At 69.7% G+C, this 23,326-nt stretch carries 25 protein-coding genes; 6 read left to right on the top strand and 19 right to left on the bottom strand.

Features of this window, described 5'->3' with window-relative positions; all coding sequences use genetic code 11:
• The first annotated feature begins 34 nt into the window (after positions 1-34).
• From BA895_RS07700 to BA895_RS07685, 4 genes are all read left to right on the top strand, one after another.
• The gene (locus tag BA895_RS07700) at positions 35-1,051 is read left to right on the top strand and encodes an ABC transporter ATP-binding protein (RefSeq protein ID WP_083283097.1); all 1,017 of its coding nucleotides are present in this window, start codon (positions 35-37) and stop codon (positions 1,049-1,051) included.
• Complete coding sequence (locus BA895_RS07695) at positions 1,048-1,794, top strand: ABC transporter permease (protein ID WP_070191301.1); 747 nt, start codon at positions 1,048-1,050, stop codon at positions 1,792-1,794. Before BA895_RS07700 ends, BA895_RS07695 begins: the two co-directional genes overlap by 4 nt.
• A 143-nt stretch (positions 1,795-1,937) precedes the next feature.
• Positions 1,938-3,056 (top strand): sensor histidine kinase, encoded by a 1,119-nt coding sequence (locus tag BA895_RS07690; protein WP_254666380.1) that lies wholly within the window; start codon positions 1,938-1,940, stop codon positions 3,054-3,056.
• On the top strand, positions 3,053-3,667 hold the full coding sequence (locus BA895_RS07685; protein WP_070191300.1) for a response regulator transcription factor: 615 nt from the start codon (positions 3,053-3,055) through the stop codon (positions 3,665-3,667). The genes BA895_RS07690 and BA895_RS07685 overlap by 4 nt, the downstream gene beginning before the upstream one ends.
• Before the next feature lie 30 nt (positions 3,668-3,697).
• On the opposite strand, the gene BA895_RS07680 is transcribed toward BA895_RS07685, so the two are convergent.
• The 4 genes from BA895_RS07680 to BA895_RS07665 form a co-directional block, all read right to left on the bottom strand.
• Complete coding sequence (locus BA895_RS07680) at positions 3,698-5,038, bottom strand: C39 family peptidase (RefSeq protein WP_070191299.1); 1,341 nt, start codon at positions 5,036-5,038, stop codon at positions 3,698-3,700.
• A gap of 231 nt (positions 5,039-5,269) precedes the next feature.
• Complete coding sequence (locus tag BA895_RS07675; protein WP_139142554.1) at positions 5,270-5,971, bottom strand: class I SAM-dependent methyltransferase; 702 nt, start codon at positions 5,969-5,971, stop codon at positions 5,270-5,272.
• Positions 5,972-6,029: 58 nt separating this feature from the next.
• Complete coding sequence (locus tag BA895_RS07670) at positions 6,030-7,535, bottom strand: multicopper oxidase family protein (protein ID WP_070191297.1); 1,506 nt, start codon at positions 7,533-7,535, stop codon at positions 6,030-6,032.
• Between the two features lie 38 nt (positions 7,536-7,573).
• Positions 7,574-7,783 (bottom strand): SHOCT domain-containing protein, encoded by a 210-nt coding sequence (locus BA895_RS07665; protein ID WP_254666379.1) that lies wholly within the window; start codon positions 7,781-7,783, stop codon positions 7,574-7,576.
• Between the two features lie 215 nt (positions 7,784-7,998).
• Between BA895_RS07665 and BA895_RS07660 the strand changes: the two genes are divergently transcribed.
• Entirely contained in the window at positions 7,999-8,742 is a 744-nt protein-coding gene (locus BA895_RS07660; protein ID WP_217493856.1) for a response regulator transcription factor, read from the top strand.
• Between the two features lie 95 nt (positions 8,743-8,837).
• A complete protein-coding gene (locus tag BA895_RS07655; protein WP_254666378.1) occupies positions 8,838-9,914 on the top strand; it encodes a cell wall metabolism sensor histidine kinase WalK in 1,077 nt (358 codons plus the stop codon).
• Between the two features lie 285 nt (positions 9,915-10,199).
• Here the strand turns inward: BA895_RS07655 and BA895_RS07650 are convergent, their stop codons facing one another.
• The 15 genes from BA895_RS07650 to BA895_RS07580 all read right to left on the bottom strand — a co-directional run bounded on the left by BA895_RS07650 (position 10,200) and on the right by BA895_RS07580 (position 23,325).
• A complete protein-coding gene (locus tag BA895_RS07650; protein WP_070191377.1) occupies positions 10,200-11,624 on the bottom strand; it encodes an NADH-quinone oxidoreductase subunit N in 1,425 nt (474 codons plus the stop codon).
• 15 nt (positions 11,625-11,639) lie between these two features.
• On the bottom strand, positions 11,640-13,136 hold the full coding sequence (locus tag BA895_RS07645; protein WP_254666377.1) for a NuoM family protein: 1,497 nt from the start codon (positions 13,134-13,136) through the stop codon (positions 11,640-11,642).
• The gene (locus BA895_RS07640; protein WP_083283094.1) at positions 13,133-15,178 is read right to left on the bottom strand and encodes a proton-conducting transporter membrane subunit; all 2,046 of its coding nucleotides are present in this window, start codon (positions 15,176-15,178) and stop codon (positions 13,133-13,135) included. Before BA895_RS07640 ends, BA895_RS07645 begins: the two co-directional genes overlap by 4 nt.
• On the bottom strand, positions 15,175-15,477 hold the full coding sequence (locus tag BA895_RS07635) for an NADH-quinone oxidoreductase subunit K (protein WP_070191294.1): 303 nt from the start codon (positions 15,475-15,477) through the stop codon (positions 15,175-15,177). Before BA895_RS07635 ends, BA895_RS07640 begins: the two co-directional genes overlap by 4 nt.
• Positions 15,474-16,034, bottom strand: coding sequence for an NADH-quinone oxidoreductase subunit J (locus BA895_RS07630; RefSeq protein WP_070191293.1), 561 nt, complete (start codon positions 16,032-16,034; stop codon positions 15,474-15,476). Before BA895_RS07630 ends, BA895_RS07635 begins: the two co-directional genes overlap by 4 nt.
• 3 nt (positions 16,035-16,037) lie before the next feature.
• Complete coding sequence (locus BA895_RS07625) at positions 16,038-16,985, bottom strand: NADH-quinone oxidoreductase subunit H (RefSeq protein WP_070191292.1); 948 nt, start codon at positions 16,983-16,985, stop codon at positions 16,038-16,040.
• A complete protein-coding gene (locus BA895_RS24385) occupies positions 16,975-18,102 on the bottom strand; it encodes a hypothetical protein (protein WP_070191291.1) in 1,128 nt (375 codons plus the stop codon). The genes BA895_RS07625 and BA895_RS24385 overlap by 11 nt, the downstream gene beginning before the upstream one ends.
• A complete protein-coding gene (locus BA895_RS07615) occupies positions 18,093-18,437 on the bottom strand; it encodes an NADH-quinone oxidoreductase subunit A (RefSeq protein ID WP_070191290.1) in 345 nt (114 codons plus the stop codon). The genes BA895_RS24385 and BA895_RS07615 overlap by 10 nt, the downstream gene beginning before the upstream one ends.
• Positions 18,438-18,590: 153 nt before the next feature.
• Positions 18,591-18,821, bottom strand: coding sequence for a heavy-metal-associated domain-containing protein (locus BA895_RS07610; protein WP_217493854.1), 231 nt, complete (start codon positions 18,819-18,821; stop codon positions 18,591-18,593).
• 192 nt (positions 18,822-19,013) lie between these two features.
• Positions 19,014-19,589 carry a DUF305 domain-containing protein gene (locus BA895_RS07605; protein ID WP_254666376.1) on the bottom strand — a complete coding sequence of 192 codons (576 nt, stop codon included), beginning with the start codon at positions 19,587-19,589 and terminating at the stop codon, positions 19,014-19,016.
• A gap of 116 nt (positions 19,590-19,705) precedes the next feature.
• On the bottom strand, positions 19,706-20,347 hold the full coding sequence (locus BA895_RS07600; RefSeq protein ID WP_070191289.1) for a DUF3105 domain-containing protein: 642 nt from the start codon (positions 20,345-20,347) through the stop codon (positions 19,706-19,708).
• Between the two features lie 128 nt (positions 20,348-20,475).
• Positions 20,476-21,135, bottom strand: a complete 660-nt coding sequence (locus tag BA895_RS07595) for a DUF305 domain-containing protein (RefSeq protein WP_070191288.1) — start codon at positions 21,133-21,135, stop codon at positions 20,476-20,478.
• Positions 21,136-21,229: 94 nt separating this feature from the next.
• Positions 21,230-21,742: a hypothetical protein gene (locus BA895_RS07590; protein ID WP_070191287.1), complete on the bottom strand. Its 513-nt coding sequence runs from the start codon at positions 21,740-21,742 to the stop codon at positions 21,230-21,232.
• A 256-nt stretch (positions 21,743-21,998) separates the two neighbouring features.
• Positions 21,999-22,301, bottom strand: coding sequence for a hypothetical protein (locus tag BA895_RS07585; protein WP_070191286.1), 303 nt, complete (start codon positions 22,299-22,301; stop codon positions 21,999-22,001).
• A gap of 16 nt (positions 22,302-22,317) precedes the next feature.
• Positions 22,318-23,325: a hypothetical protein gene (locus BA895_RS07580; RefSeq protein WP_217493853.1), complete on the bottom strand. Its 1,008-nt coding sequence runs from the start codon at positions 23,323-23,325 to the stop codon at positions 22,318-22,320.
• Position 23,326: the final 1 nt, after the last annotated feature.

Below are 23,326 nucleotides of genomic sequence, written 5' to 3'. Positions count from 1 at the left end.
TCTGCAAGCGGTCTGCGGTCGACAGACTGGGCCCATGAACCCGAACCCCGCTGCCGCCACGGTCGCCGCCATCGAGCTCACCGACCTGGTCAAGACCTTCAAGGGTGCCCACGGCGAGCGGGTGCGCGCCGTCAGCGGTATCGACCTACGCATCGACTCGGGCGAGGTGGTCGCCTTCCTCGGGCCGAACGGCGCCGGCAAGACCACGACCCTCGACATGGTGCTCGGCCTGACCAACCCCGACAGCGGAACCGTCAGGGTCTTCGGCGAGCGACCCCGGCGGGCGATCGACACCGGAGCAGTGTCGGCGGTTCTGCAGACCGGCGGCCTGCTGCGCGACCTCACCGTGCGCGAGATCGTGCGGATGATCGCCTCGACCTACCCCACGCACAGCGACGTCGACGAGGTCATCGACCGGGCCGGGCTGCGAAAGCTGGTCGACCGCAAGGTGTCGAAGTGCTCCGGCGGCGAGCAGCAGCGCCTGCGGTTCGCTCTGGCCCTGCTGCCCAACCCGCGACTGCTCATCCTCGACGAGCCCACCGCGGGCATGGACGTCAGCGCTCGCCGCGACTTCTGGGACACGATGCACGCCGACGCCTCGGCCGGCCGCACCGTCATCTTCGCCACGCACTACCTCGAAGAAGCCGACATGTTCGCCGACCGCATCGTGCTCATCGCGGGCGGCCGCATCGTGGCCGACGGCACGACCGCCGAGGTGCGCGGCCGCGCAAGCGGACGCACGGTGTCGGCGACCCTGCCTCGCCAGTCCGCCGCCGGCGCCATCACGACCTTGCGGGAGGCGCCCGGGGTGCAGTCGGTCGACGAGCGCGGCGAACGCGTGGTCGTCACCGCCACCGACTCCGACGCCGTGGCCCGGATGCTGCTGAACGACCTGGGCGGCACCGACGTCGAGATCGTCACCGCGAGCCTCGAGCAGGCCTTCATGGCCCTCACCGGTGACGATGCGTCAGCACACGGCTCCCCGAACAGCCCGGCCTCCGCCTCCGCCCCGGGGGACAATGACCTCAGCAGCAAGGAGCTCGCGCGATGAACCCCACGTACACCCTTCTCGAGTTGCGGCGCATCACCCGCAACTACACGAACATGTTCTTCACGGCCGTGCTGCCTGCCTTCTTCTATGTCATCTTCGGCGCGGCGACCAGCTACAAGAACGAGAGCATCGGCAACGGCAACGTCGCGATGTACATCATGATCGGTATGGCGTCGTACGGCGCGGTCATCGCCACGACGAACATCGGTGGCAACGCGGCGCTCGAGCGACAGCAGGGCTGGGGGCGGCAGCTGGGGCTCACCCCGCTGACCGACGCCGGGTACATCGGCATGAAAGCGGTCATCGCCATGACCGTGGCGGCCATCCCGATCGTGCTCATCTACGCGCTCGGGGTGTTCACGGGGGCCAAGGGCTCCCCTCTCGCGTGGGGGCTCAGCGCCGTGATCTGTCTGCTCGCCTCCTCCATCTTCGCGCTCTACGGCCTGTTGGTGGGCACGGCGCTGCCGTCGGAGGCGGCCGTCGGCGCGGCCTCCGGCTCCATCGTCATCTTCGCCTTTCTCGGCAACCTCTTCATCCCGCTCTCGGGGTGGATCCTCACCGTCGCCAAGTTCACCCCCCTCTACGGGTACACGGCCCTCGCCCGCTACCCGCTGACCGAGGGTGGCCTGGTCGACGGTTCCGTGGACCCGCTGTGGGTGCCGGTGGCCAACGTGCTCGCGTGGTTCGCCATCTTCGGGTTCGGTGCCATCTACTTCGTGAGGCGAGGGCGGGAGCGCCAGTGACCGAGCAGCGCTCAGCGCATGGGCCCGGCGCCGACAGCCCGGCAGCCCCCGCCGCCCGGCCTCTCTCCCGGACGGCCGGATCGGGTGGTGAGCCACGGTTCAAAGGCGCACCGCCGGAGGGCCCCTCCCCCCGACCGCCGCGCGTGCCGGTCGCCAACGAAGCCGAGCCGGAGGCTGGTCGGAACCCGTGGGAGCGCTTCGGCTGGTTGATGCGCGCCGTCTGGCTGGTCTTTCTCATCTACCCCCTGATCTCGGTGTTCCAGTCTGATCGCGGAGTGCTTGTCGAGATCGTCGGCGTCCTGTTGGTCGCGGCGTTCGTCGTGGTGTACCTCGGCGGCATGGGGGCGCTCGACAGGCGGGAGGAGTGCGGCGAGGACCGTGGTCGTCTGTCACTGCTGTTGCTCGTCGCACTCTGTGTGCTCGCGCTGCTCACGGCGACGATCATCGGCCTCAACGCGCTCGGCTTCGTGCCCTTCATCCTCTCCTTCACCATGTTCGTGCTCCCGATCCGCTGGGCGTTCATCAGCGCCGTCTTCGGTGTCGCCTTCACCATGCTGCTGCCGTGGGCCCTCGGCGAGTTCGACGAATGGTGGTCGTTCGGGCTGATCGTCTTCTCGGTCGTCGTCGCCACCGGCCTGGTTCGGGTGGCCATCGAGCAAGGCGAGCGCTACGAGCAGGTGCGTGACCGGCTGGCCGTCGTCGACGAGCGAGAGCGGGTGGCGCGCGACGTGCACGACGTGCTGGGGCACTCCCTCACCGTGGTGACTCTCAAGGCCGAGCTCGCCGAGCGGCTCGTCGACCGCGACCCCCAGCGAGCCAAGGCCGAGCTCGCCGAGATCCAGCAGCTGACCCGGCAGGCGCTCGCCGAGATCCGTGAGACGGTCGGCGGGTTGCGGGTCGCCCGCCTCGACCACGAGCTCGCGTCGGCCCGAGCAGCACTGGCGGCGGCGGGTATCGTCTCGAACCTGCCCGCCCAGGGTGAGCACGACATCACCGTTGTCGACCCCCGCCACCGGTCCGTGCTGGCGTGGGTTCTCCGCGAGGCGATCACCAACGTCGTGCGTCACAGCGACGCCGACGCCTGCACGGTCGAGCTGCAGACCCACGGTCTGACAGTGGCCGACGACGGCCGCGGTCTCGGGGGCCGCCCCGAGGGCAACGGCATCCGTGGTCTTCGTGAAAGGGTCGAGATGGCCGGTGGGCGGTTGGCGTATTCGAACGGCCCCGACGGACACGGAACCACCTTGGAGGTGACGATGTGAGCACGGCGATCAGGGTGCTGCTGGCCGACGACCAGGCCCTCGTGCGAGGGGCGCTCGCGGCTCTGCTCGCGCTCGAGAGCGATCTCGAGGTGGTGGCCGAGGTCGGCCGAGGCGATGAGGTCGTGGCCCGCGCCCGCGAGGTGGCCGCTGACGTCTGCCTGCTCGACATCGAGATGCCCGGCCTCGACGGCATCGCGGCCGCCGCCGCCGTGCGTGACTCCCTACCGGGGGTGCGCTCCCTCATCGTGACGACGTTCGGCCGGCCCGGTTACCTTCGTCGCGCCCTGGAGGCCGGGGCGTCCGGCTTCGTGGTCAAGGACACCCCGGCACGCGAGCTGGCCGAGGCGGTGCGCAAGGTGCACGCGGGCCTGCGCGTCGTCGACCCGTCGCTCGCCACCGAGTCGCTCGCCGACGGGGCCAACCCGCTCACCGAGCGCGAGCGCGACGTGCTGCGCGTCGCGATCGCGGGAGGCACCGTGGCCGAGATCGCCGGCCAGGTGCACCTGTCGCCGGGCACCGTGCGCAACCACCTCAGCAGTGCGATCGGCAAGACCTCGACCTCGACCCGCGCTCAGGCCGCCCGGGTCGCGCAAGACCGCGGCTGGCTCTGACGGGCAGCGGGCCGACTGGCCCCGGCCGCGTTACCAGTTGGGGGTCGCGCCGGCCACGTGGGCCGGCAGCGCCACCGCCTTGGGGTGGATGACGTAGGCGATGCCGCCGGTCGAGCCCTGCCAGACCTTCTCGAAGTTCCGCCGCGTGTAGACGTGACGCACAGCGGCATCCGTTTCGGAGTTCGGGTCGTTGATCACCGGGTCACCGGCGGCCGTGAAGCCGACCAGCACGAGCAGGTGACCGCTGGTGCCATAGCCGGCCTCGGGCATCTCGGAGGGGTCCCACGAGGCAGAGAGCACGAGCGGGATGCCGGCCGCGACGAACCGTTCGGCCTCCGCCAGCGAGCGCAGCCGGGTCACCTGCGCGTCGAGCCCGAACCGGTGGGCGTAGGCGGCGTTGAACGGCCAGTTGCCCGAGCCCTCGTAGGCGTGGTCCCACGTGTTGATGGCGGCGTAGGGAACCTGCGGGTCACCGTTCGGGGCCGAGACGGCGGCCAGCTCGGGCTGCGGCACCCGGCGCCCGCGACCCCAGAAGTACTGCACCATCGAGGTCGACGTGGGCGAGCACCACACCTCGCCGCCGCCGCCGAACTGTGGATACTCCCCGGCGTGGATGTTCTGCGAGAAGCGCGGCACCGCCAGCTCACGGGCCCGGCCGAGGGTGAAGGGGCTCGTCACGCCGGAGTAGTCGGGGAGCAGCTCGTTGGTCATGGTGCTGACCGAGTCGAGCCGCGGGCTCCGTGAGGTGCCGACCGGCTTGAGCAGGGTGACCCGGGTCTGGTAGGCCACCGGCTCGTGCCCGGTGCGTGCCGAGAAGGTGTCGGTGTAGACGGTCGCATCGGCGTCACCCTGACCGTCGACCGACGTGCGGTGGATGTCGCCGGCCGCATAATCGTCGCCCGAGGCCCACCGGCCCATGACGTACCACTTGGTCCAGGTGCCGCCGGCGAGGCGCCCGCGGAAGGTGGTCTCGACGAACGTGCCGGTTGGCGTCTTGGCGTTCCACGAGGTGATCGACTCGTCGACCCCGTAGCCCGGCTTGACGACCGGTGAGGTCCAGCTGCCTGTGACGTAGGTCTTGGCGGTTCCGTCGCCGAACGGGTCGGTGTAGCGCACCCGCTTACCCCGGTTCGAGTCGATGACGAGCGCACCGCCCGGGCCGGTCCACACGTTGTCCCACGTGCCGTGGCTGAAGTCGGCGACGTCGTCCCACGCGCGCACGCTGATCCGGGTGGGGGTCGGGGCGGCCGAGCCGGATGCCGTTGCGGGCGTGGGGCCCTGGCTGGCGACCGCGGTCGGCGCGGCGAGCAGGGCAGTCGTGACGAGACCGGTGACCGCAACGGCGAGTCGAAACTTCGGGGTGGTTCGCATTGGAGCCTCCTGGGTCGGGTGCCCCCTGAGTCTGGCGCTGCGTCACCTCGGCCGCGACCCGAAAGCTCTGCCGTTGCGACTACCCGTTGCTACGGATCGTCGGTGACGAGATCGCGAACGTCGCGCCGCTCGAGAGGCTCCTCGAGACGATGACCGAGGTCCGCGAACGGGGCTGCCGGGCCTTGCTGGCGTTCCAGTCAGCCAGGCTGGGCCTGAGCGTGCGGGTGGGGGTTACTGCGCAGCAACCGACCCGGAAGGAACCGGTTGGGGCGCAACGGTGCAGCACTTGGCCAGGGCAATCTGCGTTGCCAGCCCGCCGTGCGTGCTCAGTCGGTGGGACCGGTCGCAGTCATGCCAGGGAGTGCTCTCCTCGGGCAGGAACTGACCGGCGAAGCCGCGTTTCACCGCCCCCCGTAGCCACGCGCTGCCCGCACGGGAGAAGAATCCCTGTGGCAGGGAACAGAACGTGTAAAGCACGCTGCCGCCCGGGTTGATCACCCGCAGGTATTCCGCTACCGCGGCGATCGGGTCGGGAACGGTCTCGATGACCCACCCGCTGAGCACGATGTCGAAGCTGTTATCGGGGAACGGGAGGTCGAGGACGCTGCCGATGATGTGGTCGCCGGGCACGTCGTCGGCCTTGGCCAGCATCCGGGGTGACAGATCCAACAAGGTGAGCTGTGCAGTCGGCTCGATCGCCAGGACCTGGCGGGCCAAGGCTCCAGTGCCGCACCCGGCATCAAGAACCGTGGCCCCTGGGTGCAAAGCGTGCCGTAGGTCATCGAGCAGGCCCTGCTCCGCCCGGGCACCGGCCAAGCGGAGCCACAGGTCGCGGAAATGGTCGTACCGGTAGGCCGCGCGGTCGTAAAGAGCGCCCACATCACCCATCGGGGCGTGGAACAGCAGTTCCGCGTCATCCAGTGGGCTTGGCACGGTCACCACGTAGCCGGCGAGGCGGGTGAGCAGGGGTGCGGGCAGTTCATGACAGGCCTCAGCTCTGGTAGGACAAGGTCGTCATCATGCCGGCCTCCGCGTGGTAGATGTTGTGGCAGTGGGTGGCCCACTGGCCGGGGTTGTCGGCCTGGAGGTCGACCTCCACCGTTTGCATCGGTCGGACGATCAGCGTGTCCTTCCGGGCCCCTCCGGCCGTCAGCGCGAACGTGTGACCGTGCACGTGCATGGGGTGGAACATCATGGTGTGGTTTCGGAAGCGAAGCCGCACCCGTTGTCCCTGTCGGACCTCCAACGGATCGGTATCAGGAAAGCTCTTGCCGTTCAGGGTCCACCGGTAGCCGGCCATGGACCCTCCGAGGACAAGGTCGTGGGTGGTGTCCACGCCGCGGTCCGGTAGCGCAGACGAGGCTGCGGCCAGGAGGTCGGTGCCGAGCATGACCCGTCCGGTCAGCTCGGACGGTGTGGCCGTTGCCGCGGGGGCGGCGGCTGCGGGGCTGGTGCGGACGACGGCCATCCCCTGACCGCTCTTGCCCTCGGCGGCGGCGACCAGGGGGAAGGCGCCGTCGGCAAGGGTGACGAGCACGTCGAACCGCTCGCCCATACCGATGAGCAGGGCGTCCGTGACGGCGGGCTCGACCGGGTAGCCGTCGGTGTGGGTGACGGTCATCCGGTGACCGCCGAGAGCGAGGCGGAAGGCGGTGTCAGATCCGGCGTTGACGACGCGCATCCGGACCCGTTGGCCGGGTTTGCCGGCCAGGGTGACCGGGCTGGTCGGGATCCGGCCGTTGACCAGGTAGTGCGGGTAGGCGATGTCGCCCGCCCCGCCCAGCAGCGGCGACTGCATGCTCTCACCTATGCCGCTGCCACCCATGCCACCCATGCCACCCATCCCGCCACCCATGCCACCGCTGCCGTTGGTGGTCTGGAGGTTCTTCAGGACCTCGTCCGGGGTGGTGCCGGTGCCGTCGATCCAGTCGTCGAGGACGACGATCCACTCCTGGTCGTATTGGCCGGGCTCGTGGGGGTCATCGATGATCAGGACCCCATGTAGGCCGCGGTCGAGCTGCACCCCGGAGTGCGGGTGGTAGAAGTAGGTGCCGGGCTCGGGCGCGGTGAAGTCGTAGGTGAACCCGGTCCCGGGGTCGATGGGTTTCTGAGTGATCCCGGGTACCCCGTCCATGTCGTTGCGAAGGGCGATGCCGTGCCAGTGCACGCTCGTCGGTGCGGTGAGGGTGTTCGTGACGGCCACCCTCAGCCGGTCACCGGCACTGGCCCGCAGCAGTGGGCCGGGCACGGTCTCGCCGTAGGCCCACGTCGCCATGCTCAGCCCGCCGAGGTCGATGCTCGCGGCCCGGGGATTGAGCTGCGCCGTGACGACCCGTTGGCCGGTGGGCCGACGGGTTGCTTCCGTGCTCAGCACGGCCGCGGACCCCGCACCGACCGCGGTCCTGGAACGGCCGCAGCCAACCAGGCCACCGACGGTCAGGGCGCCGGTTACACCGACGGATCCGATGAGCAGGGTGCGGCGGGTGATGTTCGTCAAGACGGTGTCCTTCTCGGATCAGTCACAGTCAGCTGCGGTCAGCGTCGCTGGGTGGAGTGCAGGACCGCGCGGCGTGCGTGGTACTCCTGCTCATCGATCTCCCCGCGGGCGAAACGTTCGTCAAGGACGTTCTCGGCGCTGCGTCCGGGTGTCGTGCCTGAGTCCGGACCGGCAGGGCGGCGGTTGCGGAAGAGAGCGACCACACCGCCGACGACCAGTGCCCAGAAGGCCAGCATGAGAACGGTCATGACCACCCATCCGCCTCCGCCCAATCCGCCCCAGTCCATTCCGTTGTTCCACCACATGGAAACCAGCTCCCTCTATCGGCTTGTTCTTTCAGCCTGCTCGGCCCGTACCGGGGTATCGGTGGTGGTTGTGTGAAGGTTCCCTGAAGATGCCTCCGAGAAGTCCCTCGATGACCTTGAGGAGGAGCGGCGGCGGTCGTTGCTGCGACGATGACGGCATGGCAGGTATCCGCAGCGATCACCCAGTCACGCCGAGCGCTGTCCGGGCGATGGTCGTGGAGGACGAGGTCGCCCTGGCCGGGGTGTTGGGTAGCTACCTCGAGCGGGAGGGGTTCGAGGTCCACCTGCGCCACGACGGTCAGGCGGCCATAGCCTCAGCCCGCGACGTGGACCCAGACATCGTGGTCCTCGACCTCGGCCTTCCGGGCCTGGACGGGATCGAGGTGTGTCGCCAGCTGCGGACGTTCTCCGACGCCTACGTCGTGATGTTGACCGCCCGCGACGACGAGGTCGACAAGCTGATCGGCCTGTCCGTGGGCGCCGACGACTACATGACCAAACCGTTTAGTCCTCGTGAGCTGGTAGCCAGGGTGCACGCCCTGCTGCGACGCCCGCGACATCCGCAGCCCCTCGGGACCACCCCGGACGACGGGCCGGTGCTGAGGGGCTTTGGCCCCCTCTCGGTCGACCCCCTCGGGCGTGACGTATGGCTGCACGGCGAACCGGTCTCGTTGACCCGGACCGAGTTCGACCTGCTCGCCGCCCTGAGTGAGCACCCCAAGATGGCTTTCAGCCGACGCCAGCTCATCGACCAGGTCTGGGGACCGAGCTGGATCGGCGACGAGCACCTCGTCGATGTCCACATCGGTCACCTCCGGCGCAAGCTCAACGACGAGGCTGCCACCTCCAAGTTCGTCCGCACCGTACGTGGAATCGGCTATCGGATGGGGACCGGCCAGTGACCCGAGAGACCAGAGACAGCGACCGGGACCAGGACTGGAATCGCAACCAGGCGCATCGTGTTCGACGAACATCCTCCCGGCTGGCCACTCGCCTCTTGGCGGCCCAGTCCTTGGTTCTGCTGGCGGGGGCGCTGACGACGTGGCTCGTCGCCTCAGCCGTCGCGCCCGCCATCTTCCGGGAGCACCTGCGGCAGGCCAAGGTCGCGCACACCGCCGCTGAGGCCGGGCACGTCGAGGAGGCGTTTGCCTCCGCGCTGATCATCGCGGTCGCCGTCGCCCTACTCGTCTCGGTGGTCATCGCCCTGACCGTCACGTGGTACTTCACTCACCGAGTGCAACGTTCGGTTCTCGCCGTCGCCGTCGCCGCCTCCGCGATCGCCGAGGGAAGGCACGGCGCCCGGGTCCCGAGCCCAGCCCTCGGCGCCGAGTTCGACCAGCTCGCCGACACGGTCAACCGGCTCGCGCAACGGCTCGAGGGGATGGAAACCAACCGACGCCGGATGCTCGCCGACCTGGCCCACGAGATGCGCACCCCGCTGGCCACTATCGATGCCCACCTGGAAGCCATCGAGGACGGGGTGCGCGAGCTCGACGACCCGACCCTGGCCGTTCTTCGCGGCAGCACGCACCGGCTGGGCCGACTCGCTCAGGACGTGACCGCCGTGTCGCGGGCCGAGGAGGGCCAGCTCGAGATGTCGCTGCGCCCCACCAACCCGGCGGCGCTTGTCGGGGTTGCCGCCCTCGCCGCCCAGGATGCGTTCGACACTAAGGGCGTTCGTCTGACCACTGCAGTTCTCGACACCCCGCTCGTTGCCGCAGATCCTGAGCGGATGGCCCAGGTCTTGGGGAACCTTCTCGACAACGCGCTGCGCCACACCCCGGCAGGGGGGACCGTCTCCCTGACCACGTCGAACTCCGGCCTCCGGTGGGTCGAGATCACCGTCGCCGACAACGGCGAAGGCATCAACCCCGAGGCCCTCACCCACGTCTTCGACCGGTTCTATCGGGCCGACCCCGCCCGCACCTACGACCGCGGCGGCAGCGGGATCGGCCTGACCATCACCCGAGCCATCGTCGCAGCCCACGACGGCACAATCACCGCTCGCAGCGCGGGAAAGGAGATGGGAGCCACCTTCGTCGTCGGCCTTCCTGGACTGAGCACCCCGAGCTGAGGTGCATTGCACCGAGCACCAGACCCGCCTAGGCACGCAGTCTCAGCTCGCGGGCACGGTGTCGGCACCCTGCCACGTCACCATGGATGCGGTATGGCGCGGAGGGCCCAACGTCCTGCCGCCGCGGGCCGATATGCCGCAGGGTCGCGTGCAACGAGGTTGGATCTGCGTAGCCCTCGCTCTACCCGAGACGAGAGGTGCGCACTCTCGGGGCGTGCACCGTGACGCCCCTCTCATCGGCGCCGTCTCGACCGTCTCCACCCACGGAAGTCGCGCGGAAAGCCCTCACGGCAATAGGGGCCCGCCGACGACCGACCAGACGAGGCCACCGGTGAACCCGAGTCCGACGCTCAGGAGGGCGGCAGCGACAGCCGTGTCCGACGACCAGTGGCCGGGCGTCCTCGGTGCGGCCGCGTGGTGTTCGTCGGTCTGCGCTCCGGCCACCGCAGGTGAGAAGACGGGAATGATCCAGCGTAGGTAGTAGAAGAGGCTGATCAGGCTGTTGACGAAGACGGCCACGGTGAGCCACGCCATGCCGCCGTCCCAGGCGGCGGTCGCGGTGGTGAGCTTGCCGACGAAGACCACCGTCGGGGGGGTTCCGACCAGACCCAGCAGGGCCACGAGCAGGGATGCCGCCAGCCCCGGCCGGGCGCGCGAGAGCCCTCGGTAGTCGGCGAGGTCACGCGCCTGCGGTAGCGCGGTGGTGACGGCAAAGGCGGCCACGTTGGTGACGGTGTAGCCGAGCAGGTAGAGCAGCAACGACGGGAGGGCGAGGTCGCTGCGGGTTGCGACCGCGACCGGCACGAGCAGGAAGCCGACCTGGCTGACGGTCGACCAGCCCAGCAGCCGGCGCGGGTCCTGTTGCCAGTAGGCGGCGAGGTTGGCCAGGGTCATGCTCACCACGGCCAGCGCCCCGACGAGTAGCGGCCAGTTCACGGTGTCGGGCAGCACGGTCACGAAGCGGTAGAGCGCAACCATGGCGCCGATCTTGGGCACGGTGGTCAGGAAGGTCGCCACGGTGCCGTTCGCGCCCTGCGCCGCGTCAGGCACCCAGAAGTGGGCCGGCACCCCGCCGGCCTCGAACATGAGCCCGGCCACCACGGCAAGCAACCCGGCGGCCACCGCGGCAGGGGGCGCCGCGGCGAGCCGCTGGGCCAGGTCGGCGTGCAGGGTGGCGCCGGTGACGCCATAAAGCAGAGTCACCCCGAGCAGCAGCACGATGCCGAAGAGCGCGCCCATGAGGTAGGTCTTCATCGCTGCCTCGGCCCCCCGAGGGGTCCGCACCATCCCGATGAGGCCGTAGAGGGGGATGCTGGCGAGGAAGAAGGCGACCGCGAGCACAAGCAGGTCACGTGCGCCGGCGAGCACGATCGTGCCGGTGGTGGCGAAGAGCAGCAGGGCGTAGGTCTCGCTCTCGCGGGGGGTTCCGGTGATCTCGTCGCCGGCGATGCCGAGCACGAGGAGGGTCCCCAGTGCGGCGGCGATGCGGGCGACGCCGGTGGCGGTGTCGACGGCGTAGGTGCCCTGGAAGGCGGCAGCGGGTGCGGCGGTGAGCCCGATCGCCGACACAACGATGCTCGCCACCAACGTCGTCGCGGCGATGACTCGGGTGAGCCATTGGTGGTCGCGGGGCAGGAACGATCCGCCGATGAGCGCGGCCAGCCCGCCGACGAAGAGCAGGATCTCGGGCAGGAGCAGCAGGGGCCGCATGGAGGTCTCCACGGCTCACCGCCCGAGCAGGGTGACGACGGCCGTGGCGGCCGGCTCGATGACGGCGAGCAGCGGAGCCGGGTAGACGCCGATGAGTAGCGACAGGCCGAGCAGGATGCCGCCGGCCCACACCTCACGGGGGTGGAGGTCGGCGAACCCGAATGACCTGCCACGAAGTTCGCCGGTGAAGATGCGCTGCAGGGACAGGAGAAAGAGCGCGGCCGTGATGAGGATGCCGAGCAGCGCGATCGCGGTCACCGGCGCCACCGCGATGCTTCCGGTGAAGATCTGGAACTCGGCGATGAACCCCGACAGCGCGGGCAGGCCGAGCGAGGCGAACGCCCCGACCGCGAAGAGGCCGGCCAACTTCGGGGCGGTACGAGCGAGACCGCCGAACTCGGCCATCTCGTAGGTCCCGGCTCGCTGGTGCAGGGTGCCGACGAGCAGGAAGAGCGCGGCGGTGATCAGGCCGTGGCTCACCATCTCGGTCACCGCCCCGGTCACCGCGATCCCGCGGGCCTGGGCGGCGTCGCCCGCGACGAGACCGGCGGCGCCGACCGCCATGACGACGTAGCCCATGTGGTTGACCGAGGTGTAGGCGACCATCCGCTTGATATTGCTCTGGGCGAGGGCGACGAGGGCGCCGTAGAGCACCGAGACGATCCCGACCACGAGGATGACCCAGGCCCAGGCACGCCACGCCTCGGGCAGCATCGGCATCGCGATGCGCACGAACCCGTAGGTGCCCATCTTCAGCAGCACCGCGGCGAGCACGGCAGAGCCGACCGAGGAGGCGTCGGTATGGGCCGGCGGAAGCCAGGTATGGAAGGGCACGGTCGGGGTCTTGACCGCGAGGCCGAGCAGGATCGCTGCGAGCACCAGCCCTGCGGCCAGGCCGTGGCCGGCGAGCGGCTTCGCGGCGATGAGCTCAAGCATGTCGAAGGTGTGCGGGTCGGCGTAGACGTAGAGGCCGATGAACCCGACGAGCAGGGCCAGCGAGCCGAGAAAGGTGTAGAGGAAGAACTGCAGAGCCGACCGGGCCGCGTTCGCGTGGCCCCAGCCGGCGGTGAGGAAGTACATCGCCACGATCGACAGGTCGAAGAAGACGAAGAAGAGGATGAGGTCGGCCGAGACGAACAGGCCGATGCTGACGGATTGGAGGAAGAGCAGCAGGGCGGCATGCAGGCGCGGGCGACGCGCCTCCTTGAGCGAGTAGACGGCGCAGGCGAGGAACACCACGGCCGTCATGGCCACCAGCGGCAGCGATAGCCCGTCGACCCCGACGTGGTAGCTGCTGCGCACCCCGGGGATCCACTCCACCTGTTGGTCGAGCGCCAGCCGACCAGGCGCCGGCGTCGTGAAACCGGCCCAGGCCACGCCGACGAGCACCACCTCGACGGCGGCGACGCCGAGCCACAGCCACCGGGCGACGGCATCACCGAGCCGGGGGACCGCGGCCAGCACGACCGCGGCCACCAGGGGCAGAAAGACCAGCAGGCTGAGCACGTTCACCTCACCATCAGAGGAAGCAGGAGCAGCAGGAGCAGGGCGGCAAGAAACGCCACCGCCTGCAGGTAGTAGTGGTGCAGCTGACCGGTCTGCGGGCGGCGTGCGAGCTGCCCCAACCCTCGGATCCGCCCGGTCAGTCCGTGCACGGCGTCGTCCAGGGCCTGGTCGAAGCGCGCTGCGAGCCCGGCCAAGCCACGGGTGTCGGATGGGGTGCCGGCTGCCGTGCCGAGCCCGCCGTGCCCAGGCTGCGCCCCCGATCCCGACGCCTGCTTCCCCCCGGTCACGGCTCCAGCCAGCGCCCACACGCCGCGGTCGAGACGGCGGTCGACCTGGTCGAGACTGCGAGCCAGAGCGAGGGTCGGCTCGACGACGAAGCGGTGCGCCGCCCGTTCCAGCCCGAGCCAGCCCGCCGCCCACGCGGGCGAGGGGGTTCCCCACCACCAGACCGCGAGCCCGACCACGACCGCGATCAACCCGGAGACCGCCAGCTCAAGGGGAGATGCGCCCACGTCGGTGCCTCCGCCGACGGTACGGGCCACGGCGTCGGCCAACGGTGGCAGGGCGAGCAGACCGAGTAGCATGGCGCCGGCCGCCAACGGCAGCAGCGGAATCCGCTGCCAGGTGGTTACCTCGCGGGTTCCTTGCTCCTCTTCGTCGAGGTGGCGTTGCGCCTCACCCTCCTCGACCGCCGAGGGGCGGCGCCAGATGACGACGACGATCTTGGCCGCGTAGGCCGCCGACAGCGCCGCCGCCGCGAGCCCAGCGGCATACAGCCAGGGGGACTGCTCGAGCGCGGCGGCGAGCACGGCGTCCTTGGTGGCCCAGAGCGAAAGCGGCGGGAGGCCGGCCAGTGAGGCAGCCCCGATGGTGGCGCACCAACCGACGAGTGGCCACCGGCGAGCAACGCCGAGCAGACCATCGAGGTGCTTGGTGCCGAGCGCGGTCAGCCAGGCCCCGGCGGCGAGGAACAGCAACGCTTTGGTGGCGGCGTGGGCCACGAGCTGCGCCGTGCCGCCGGCGACCGACCCGACCCCGGCGGCGAGCACCACGAAGCCGAGCTGTGAGCCGGTGGAGGCGGCGAGCAGCTGCTTGAGGTCGGTCTGTGCGAGCGCCACGGCCCCGAGGCCGAGCGCGGTGAGCACTCCGGCCCAGGCCGTGACGGTGGGTGCCCAGCTCGTGGCCGTGAGCAGAGGCTCGGCGCGCAGCAGCAGGTAACCTCCCATGGCCACCATGGCGGCCGAGTGCAGCAGCGCGCTGACCGGGCTGGGCCCCTCCATGGCGCGTGAGAGCCAGAATGAGAAGGGCAGCTGGGCCGCCTTGCCGAGCGCCGCGACGAGCATGCCGGCCGCGATCACGTCGCTCCAGCCCGCCCCCGTCCCGGTACCCGAGCCGGCTGCCGCCCCGAGGTCACCGAGTGAAAGCCCGACCCTGGCCGCCACGGCCGCGCCGGCCGCGAGGTAGAGCCCGAGGTCACCGAGCCGGGTGGTGAGGAACGCTGTCAGGCCTGCCGAGACGCGGTCGGTCTCCCACCACCAGAAACCGATCAGGGCGTACGAGGTGGCGCCCATCACCTCCCAACCGGTCAGCAGGGTGGGCAGCGTGAGCGCCGTCGCGGTCAGCGAGGCGGAGGCTGAGAACAGCAGCATCAGGCCGTTGAAGCGGGCCCGGTTCTCGCGCACGTCGGCGGCCGCGAAGACGAGCACCAGCAGGGTGACCACGGCGACGGTCGGCACGAGCAGGGCCGACAGTCCGTCGACGCCGAGAGCGAAGTCAGACCCCGCGACGAACGGGAAGGCGACGGTGGGGCGGCCGACAGCCACGACGGCGGAGGCGGCCACCACCACGGTCGACACGGCAATGGCGACGGGCGCAGCCACGCGGCGCACCGCCGGCACGACGATGACCAACCCACCCGCGGCGGCGGGGAGCGCGACGAGCAGCCAGAGCGTGAACGCGGCGTACCCGGTCGTGCTCGTGATCGTGTTCGCGACGACGTTCGTCGGCAGCAGCGTGGTCAGGGTGGCGGCCGCGGTGGTGTGTGTCATTCGGAGAGGTCTCCCGCCATGTCGGTCATGTCGGCCTCGTGGTCGCGGTGCAGCAGTGTGGCGACCGCGAAGCCCATGGCCATCTCGACCGTCATGGCGGCGATGATGACCATGAGCAGCACCTGCCCGCTCGGGTCGGGGGAGAGGAACCACCAGAAGCTGGCGGCGGCGAGGATCAGCCCGTTGATCATCAGCTCGAGGCCCATCATCACCATGACGACCACCTGTTGGGAGATGGCTCCGTAGAGCCCGATGCTGAACAGGGCGGCGGCGACCAGCAGCACGGTCTGCAGCGTCATCGGCCGACCCCTCCGCGCTGGGGGTCGTCGGGGGCGCCGCGCAGGTCGTCGCCCAGCCGGTCGTAACGGCTGCGCTTCGAGGCGATGACGACCCCGGCCACAATCGTAGCGACCATGACCGGGCTGACGACGGTCATGACGAGCATCTTCGAGCTCATCAGCGCCTCGCCGAGTGCCCGGGTCGTATCGGCAGAGGGGGTACCGCGCCTCGTCGGCCACGGCACGAGCAGCGCCCCGGCGGCCAGCGTGACGAACAGTGCAGTGGACGCGGCCAGGGCCTTGCGCTTGTCGTGAACCATGCTCATCGGCATCAGGGCGGGGTTCATGCCCATGAACATCACCATGTACACCGCCATGACGGCCATCTCCATGACCATCATGAGGATGACGATGACCCCGACGTAGTCCTGGTGCAGCAGCAGCACCTGTACGCCGACGGCCACGAACGACAGGGCGAGAGCGTAGGTGGCGCGGGCCATCGAGTCGACCACGAACACGGCCGCACCCATGACGACCGCGACCACGGCCATCACCCAGAAGAGAATGTCGACGAACACGACTCAACCCCTCCACGCGGCGACGACCGACACGATGAGCACCTGCGCGAGGGCGGCGGGTAGCAACCACAGCCAGCCGACCTCCATGAACAGGTCTGGGCGCAGCAGCGGCAGGCGGCGGCGCACCAGCACCAACGCGGTCAGCACCACGATGGTCTTGACGAGCACCCACAGCCACCCGGGCAACAGCGGCCCGGCTCCACCGCCGAGAAACATCGGCACCGCGAACGCCGCCCCGGCGGCGATCAGCGCGTACCGGCCAGTGAGGAAGAGCAACCGGTCGAGGCCCGACAGCTCGGCTTCGACCCCGCCGGCGACGTCGGCCCCGACGGCCGCCGAGAACGGGCCCCACACCGAGAAGCCGAGCACGCCGATGAGGTAGACGAGGAAGGCGACCGGCATCCAGACGACGAACCAGAGCCCGTGCTGGGCGGTGGCGACGTCGCCCACGCGCAGGCTGTGTGCCGCGATCGGCGGGGCGACGAGGGCGAACATCAGCGGCAGCTCGTAGCCGAGGGCCTGGGCGAGAAACCGGTATCCGCCGACGAGGCCGTGGGCGGAGTTCGGGCCCCAGCCGGTGAGCCAGACCAGCGCCCAGACGCACACGTCCATGGCGTTGAACCAGACCACGCCGACCGGGGGGTCGAAGACGGTCCACGACCCGAGCGGCACGACGATGACCATCAGGGTCGCGATCACGAGCAGTCCGCTGCTGCCGGTACGCCACAGCGGCGTGTCGGCCTCAACCGTCGTGCGGCGTCGTTGTCGCATCAGGCGAGCCACCTCCCGCAGCGGGCGGCCGAGACCGGCCGGGCTAGCTTCGGAGCGGCTCGTTGCGACGCCGTCGACGATCGCCGCCAACCACGCGAGGCCCAGCACGATCGCGCCAGCCAGTACGACCCAACCGACGGGAACGAGGGTGAGAGGGGAGGTCGCCGCGTCAGGCGTCACGCGCCTCCTCGTCCTGATGCGGGGCCAGGTCCGACGTGGTGGCGACGTCGATGGCCAGACTGGCCACGACGAGCCGAGCCGCCGCGAGATCGAGGCCGACCACGAGGCGTTCGGCCACGGCGAGCAGCACGGGCACGGGTGCCGGGGTTGCCGAGGATGCGGCATCGCGCGTGAGCTCAGCGCTGGCTTGCTTGGACAGACTCATTAGCCGCTCGTAGACGTCGCCGTGCAGCTGTGGTGGAGCGTCAGGCTGATCGTCGGCGCGGAGGTTTCCGATGTCACGCAGCGACCATCGTAACAACCGGGCTCGCCGCAGCCGACGCTGGAGCACATCGAGCAGGGCGCTGCTGGCTGCGGCATCCTGCTGGTCGATGAGTGCGTCGCGAACGCGTACGGCGGCGGAGTAACCGTCGACCCAGCCCGAGAGTGCGAGCACTCTCGCGAGCTGGTCACAGCACCAGGCGGCACGTTCGTTCGGGTGGGGTAGGACTGGCGTGCAGTCGGATTCGTCAAGCACGCTGGCATCGGCCGCGACCACCACGTCGCCCTGCAGGGTGCAGCGCAGCACCACCCCGGCAGGCCAGTGCGGCAACACCGGGCCGAGCGGCAGGTGGAGCGCGTCCATCTCCAACCCGTCTCGGTCGTTACCGCCCTCGGCCAGCGGGATGCCGCTGGGCGACATGTCCATGTCCATGTCGCTGTCACCGTGCATGTCCATGTCGCCGGCCAGGTCGCTGTCGTCGCTCATCTGGTCAGAACCGAAGCCCTCGCGATCACGCGCGTCACCGACCTGCCGTTCCGGGTCGAGCAGCTCGGCCGCCACCTGGTCAAGGGCCTTTCGCACGCTTGCCGGGTTGGTGTCTCCGGCGATGACGGTCCGCGACCGCGGGCCGGGTAGCTGCTCCCAGACCGACTCGATCCGCTCCGACAGCTCTGGTCCGGGTGTCCCTACGGTGACGAGCGCGTCGGCGTCGGCCGGAGACGTCGCCAGCCGCCAGCCCCGGCGGTCGATCTCTCGTTCGATCGCCACCCGGGTGAGCCACGCTCCCGGTGACTCGATCACCAGCACGTGGGTGGCGTCGACGGCGAGAATGGCCAGCCGCCGCCTCAGGCCCATCGCAGGGCCCCCTCGCGCCAGGCCCAGACGACAGCGAGCAGCAACGCGCCGAGAAAAAGGAACATCTCGATGACCGCAGACGCGCCGACGTCGGCCACCACAACCGCCCACGGGTACATGAAGAGCATCTCGACGTCGAAGGCGAGGAAGACGAGCGTCGCGAGGTACCAACGGGCGTGGTAGCGCGACAGGGCATGCTCCTGAGGGCACCAACCCGACTGGAACGGCAGGACTTTCAGCGGCTCGGGTGACACAGCAGTCATCCGGTGCAGCCCCCACAGACCAGTGAGGCTCACCGCTGCGACGACGATCACCACGAGCGGCGCGACGTACACGGTGCGACTCCAAACCGGGTCATGGCAGAGAATGGGAGGCAACTCTGGTGGGCCGACTCTGCCCTAGTCAGCACCTCCCTTGGATTGCGTCGGCGCGGGGCCGAGCCCGACGGAGCGCCCCTACCGTGCTCCTCGACGAGATGTGATCGCGGCTCAGCCGTGAGCGAGGTGGTAGCCGCCGGCCTCGTCGAGCGCAGTGACAACGTCGGACTCGGACAAGGGGGCGTCACTGACGACGGTGACGGTGGAGGCCCCTTCGGAGGCGAGGTCAACGGCGACGGTATGTACCCCCAGCAGCGCTGAGAGCTCGCTCGTGACGGCGTTGGTGCAGTGGTCGCAGGTCATGCCGACCACGGAGAAGCTCTGCGTGTTCTGCTCACTCATCATGCCCTCCATCGGTTCGGACGGGTTGTTTAACCCGACAGCGCATCGAGGCTGGCTGCTCACCGCGCTTCGGCCAGCATACCCCCTGGGGGTGTGTGGCCATCCATACCCGCCCTCGTTCGGTCGCTCCGCGCCGTCGGCGACCCGCCCGCGACGCTGACCGGGCAGCCCTCCGCAGTGCTGCCGCTGTCGCTACTGCCGCTGGGTCAGCAGCGTTTGCAGCTGGACGATCTCTGACTGTTGGGAGGTGTGGATGGCTCCGGCGAGGGCGTGGACCTCTGGGCGCCGGGCCAGGTCGAGCGCGGCCTGCGCCATGGCCACCCCGCCCCGGTGGTGGGCGATCATCAGTGTCAAGAACTGTCGTTCTGCCTCCGGGCCGCTCGCCCGACGGAGTGCCTGAATCTGGGCAGGGGTGGCCAGTCCCATACTCTGCGCATTCGCCATCGCGTGATGGTCCCCTCGCATCCAGGCCATGCTTGTCGTGGACGAGGTCTGGGCCAGTCCCCAGACCGAGAGCCAGCCGTACATCTGACCGGACTGCTGCGCCTGACTGGTGGCGATGTCGTACGCGACCGATCTGACGGCCGGGTCGGCCGTTCGGTCTCGAACGATCAACGACAGCTCCACCGCCTGGTTGTGGTGGGTCTGCATGTCGCGCGAGAACCCGGCGTCGGCGCTGTCGTCGGCCGGGGCCTGGACGGAGGCGCCCACCCGGTAGCCGGCGAAGGCCGCCACCGCGATCACCGCGAGCAGTGTCACGGCTGCCACGGATGCTGCGGCCAGCCACCGACGACGTGGCGAGCCAAACCGAACGTCGCTGCCCGGCTGCCGCACTGGTCCAGACGCTGTCGGTACCGGGCTCGATGGGATGGAGGAGGTCATGGTCAGCCTCCCGTGGGAGCCGGGTTGCCGGTGCCGCCGCTGCAGGCGGCCCCAGGTTCGGGAGTCTGTGGCCCTTGTCGGTAGGCCTTGACGAACGCGCTGAGACGCGTGTCGTCCGCGCCAGTCAGCACGAGCTGCTTGCCCCACGCGGAGACCACCACCGGCGCCTTGAGCCCGGTGAAGGGAGAGAGCAGGGCATACGTCGACGGCAAGCTCTGCCGCAGCGCGGTGACCTGCGCCGCGGGCAGGTCAGGCCGGTAGGTCACCCAGACCGCTCCGTGCTCGAGGGCGTGCACGGCGTTCTCGTTGGACACCGGGGCGGTGTAGGCGCCGCAGTTGAGCCAGACCGGGGAGTGTTCGCCACCGGCCGGTGGGCTCTGGGCGTACGTGACCGGGGTGTCTACGTGGCCCTGCTTCACGGTGAAGGTTGAGACGGCGGAGAGGTCGGGCTCGTTGCCCGGCTCTCGCGTGACCACCACCGTGACGGCGATGGCGATCGCTGCCACCACGGCCGTGATCGATCCCCACAGGGCGACCGTTCGGCGACGGTCTCGGGACCGTTCCCGTGCCTGCATCTCGGCGACCAGGGCACGCCGCTCCGTTCCGGCCTTGCTGTTCTTGCGCGCTGGGTTATTACCTGCCATGACCTGCTGCTCCTCATGTTTTTGCTCAGTGCCGACGGCGTCACGACGCCGTCGGCACCGGTCGAGATCTGTCGGTGGCGGGCCGGGGCCGTCTGGTCGGCGCCAGGCGGCCCCAGCCCGCCTTGGTGTCAGCCGGTGATGGTGGGAAGGAGCTGCTGCATAACGGTGATCTCCCTCTTCTGGGCGTCGATGATCTCCTGTGCGAGCTTCTTCGCGTCAGCGTTCTTCCCGCCGCTCAGCTCGACGTTTGACATCTCGACCGCGCCCTGATGGTGGGCGATCATCAGCTGTAGCCACATCCGGTCGAACGCGGTGCCGGAGGCTGCCGACAGCTGCTGCATCTGCTCGTCGGTCATCATCCCGCCCATGCCGGCGCCGCCCATCTGCGACATGTCGTGTCCGCCGCTGGTCGGGGCGGGTTGCCCCCAGGCGGTGAGCCACCCGGTCATGGTCTGAATCTCCGGGCCTTGAGCGGCCTGGATATCCGCGGCCAGCGCCTTCACCTTCGGGCTGGTGGCCTGCTTCTGCGCCATCTGCGACATCGTGACGGCCTGCTGGTGGTGCGGGACCATGCCGGCGGCGAAGGCGACGTCAGCCGCGTTCTGTTCTCCGGATGCCGTGTCCGTGCTGGCGCCCGCGCTGGGCGTGGTGACAGTCGTGCCTGCCGCAGCGGGGCGGTTCTGGTCGGCGGTGCCGGCCGGGGTGCTCGTGCTGCCGCACGCGGTCAGGGCGATGGCCGTAAGCGTGCCGGCCGCCGTGATTGCGGCGTGGCGAATCGTGCGGTTCATGGGGTGGTCCGTTCTGTTCGTTGTCAGAGCTGGAGGGGTGCACCTGCGTGAGAGGCGCGCACTCACCCGCCGTGGGGTCAGGCGCGCGGCCTGCTCACGTTCGACAGATGCACAGCTCGGACAACGAGGGTGTTCGACAGCTCGGCGGGCCGCGGATCAGTCCTGTGAACGCGCGAGGAAGGTCGCCACCGAGGGTGCGCACCATGCGGAAGGGTCGGCGCTGTCTGCGCAGCACCACCCACACCAGCAGTGACAACACAGCAAGACACATCGCCAGACCGTCGTGGCCGCCCGCCTGGTCTGGTCCGGGTGCTACCCCCGCAGCGCACCCCAGGCAACCCAGCGCGCCGTGGCTCACTGACGCCGTAATGACCGTTCCGAACTCACGGTTCAGCGTGCCGGCGTTCGGCTCCACGTCTACTACCGGGTGGGCAGACATCGTGGGACCGCGGTCATGACCGAGTGCCTGCGCCATCCCGAGATGACCGGCACCGAGGGAGTGCATCGCGACGATGCCGCACGACAGCAGTACGACCAGCAGGGCCAGCAGCCCGCTGCGCAGCCCGAGCCGGGCGTGCAGCAACCCGGTCCTGTCTCTGCTGGCCATGGTGCTCAGTCTAGGTCGGTGACGCGAAGGTCGGGATGTGCGCTGTGCGGATGAGGGTCTGGCTGTTGGTGATCGCGTGGGGCGGCTCGCGGCTTCCGGCTTGCGCCTCGTGTAGGGGCTACTGGCCGGTCGTCACCGGCACCCGACGACGACGGGCCCATCCGGTTGGGGTGGCCTCGTCAGCAGCGACGCCACCATCCGCACGTACCTCGCGGGAGGTCGTGGACGGTGGCGTCAGGACGCGACAAGGAGATGCTCAGCCAGCTGTTCGTACCGCTTCCTCCGGCGCGTTGGATTCTTCGGCTGCACGGTTGGCGTTGCGCATCCTCATCAGCTTGACCACTCCCACGATGCTGAAGATGCTCCAGCAGAACTCGGTGATGAACACTCCGGTGTTGAACGGCTCGATGACCGAGTAGGTCAGGCAGGCGGCGCCGATCAGGTTGAAGAGCTGGTAGATGTAGGACGTGCTGGGGTTGAGCTTTCCGGTCTGCAGGCCGGCGTAAGCGGCCAGCAACAGGACGGATCCGACGACCGAGACGGCTTGGTAGAGGGGCATGGTGATCTCGTTTCCGCTAGGAGCTGGTTGGTGTGGGGGTGTCGGATGACGGGGTCCCCGATTCGGACCGAGGTTCGGTGTCGGGGCGGGTGTCTTCCACCGATGCCGGGTCGGCCTCGGGTCGCGACTCGGTGAGAGGCCGCGGGTTGCGGATCCGGAGGCGGCGCACGAGTGTGCCGCTCTCAGCCTTCGCGGCCTGCTCGAGGGCGGCATCCGCCACCCGCTCGGGAGAGGCGAGGCCCAGCTCTCGGAACACCGGTTCCGCCTGGGCCGCCCGCTGCTCGAAGGAGTGCAGGGCGGCTGCCGTCGTCTCGTCGAGGCGACCCTTCGACTCGAAGTACTTCAGGCGCGGGTAGCGCCCGGCGAGGGCGACCCCCCAGTTCAGGGCCGGGTTCCACCACGAGTTGATCTCGCGGCTGCGCCCCGTCGCGTGGTGGGCCAGCACGTCGTCGAGCGCGCCGTTCAGCAGCCTCAGGTCGAAATCGGCACCCGGTACCCCGTCATCGGAGGTCGCGGCGTGCGAGTCGACACCCGTCCGGGTCGGTCCGGTGCGGGTGTCGCGATAGCGGGCCAGCGTCATCATGTCGCTCGCCAGCACCGGTTCGTTGACGGGCAGCCGAGGAGCGTCGGGATCTCCCATGAGCTGGCCCCAGGACATGCGGATGAAGGTGTGCTGGTCCTCCAGGCCCGGATGAGTGCAGCGAAGCCCGACGGCATACGCCTCCAGAGGTTCCTGCACCAGCTGGAACCCGGTGTAGCGGGCCCAGCGGACCACGAGGAACTCCTCGGGGGTCGCCCCGGGCAGCTGGAAGCCAACCTCCCGGATGTAGTCGAGCACGATCTCGACCTGTTCGTCAGACAGTTCGAGGTCCTCGTGCAGCGGGAACATCCCGTCGAACGTGTTGCGCACGGGGCGTGGCCACTGCGCGACGAGGTCGTCAAGCTCAGCCTGGGTGCGCGGTCGCTGGGCGACTCGGGCGTCGAGCTCAGCCTGCGCGCCGGGGCGAATCCTGTTGGGCGTCATG

The sequence above is a fragment of the Humibacillus sp. DSM 29435 genome, assembly GCF_001758225.1.
Taxonomy (GTDB): Bacteria; Actinomycetota; Actinomycetes; order Actinomycetales; family Dermatophilaceae; genus DSM-29435.
This window is presented reverse-complemented; position numbering and strand designations above follow the sequence as displayed.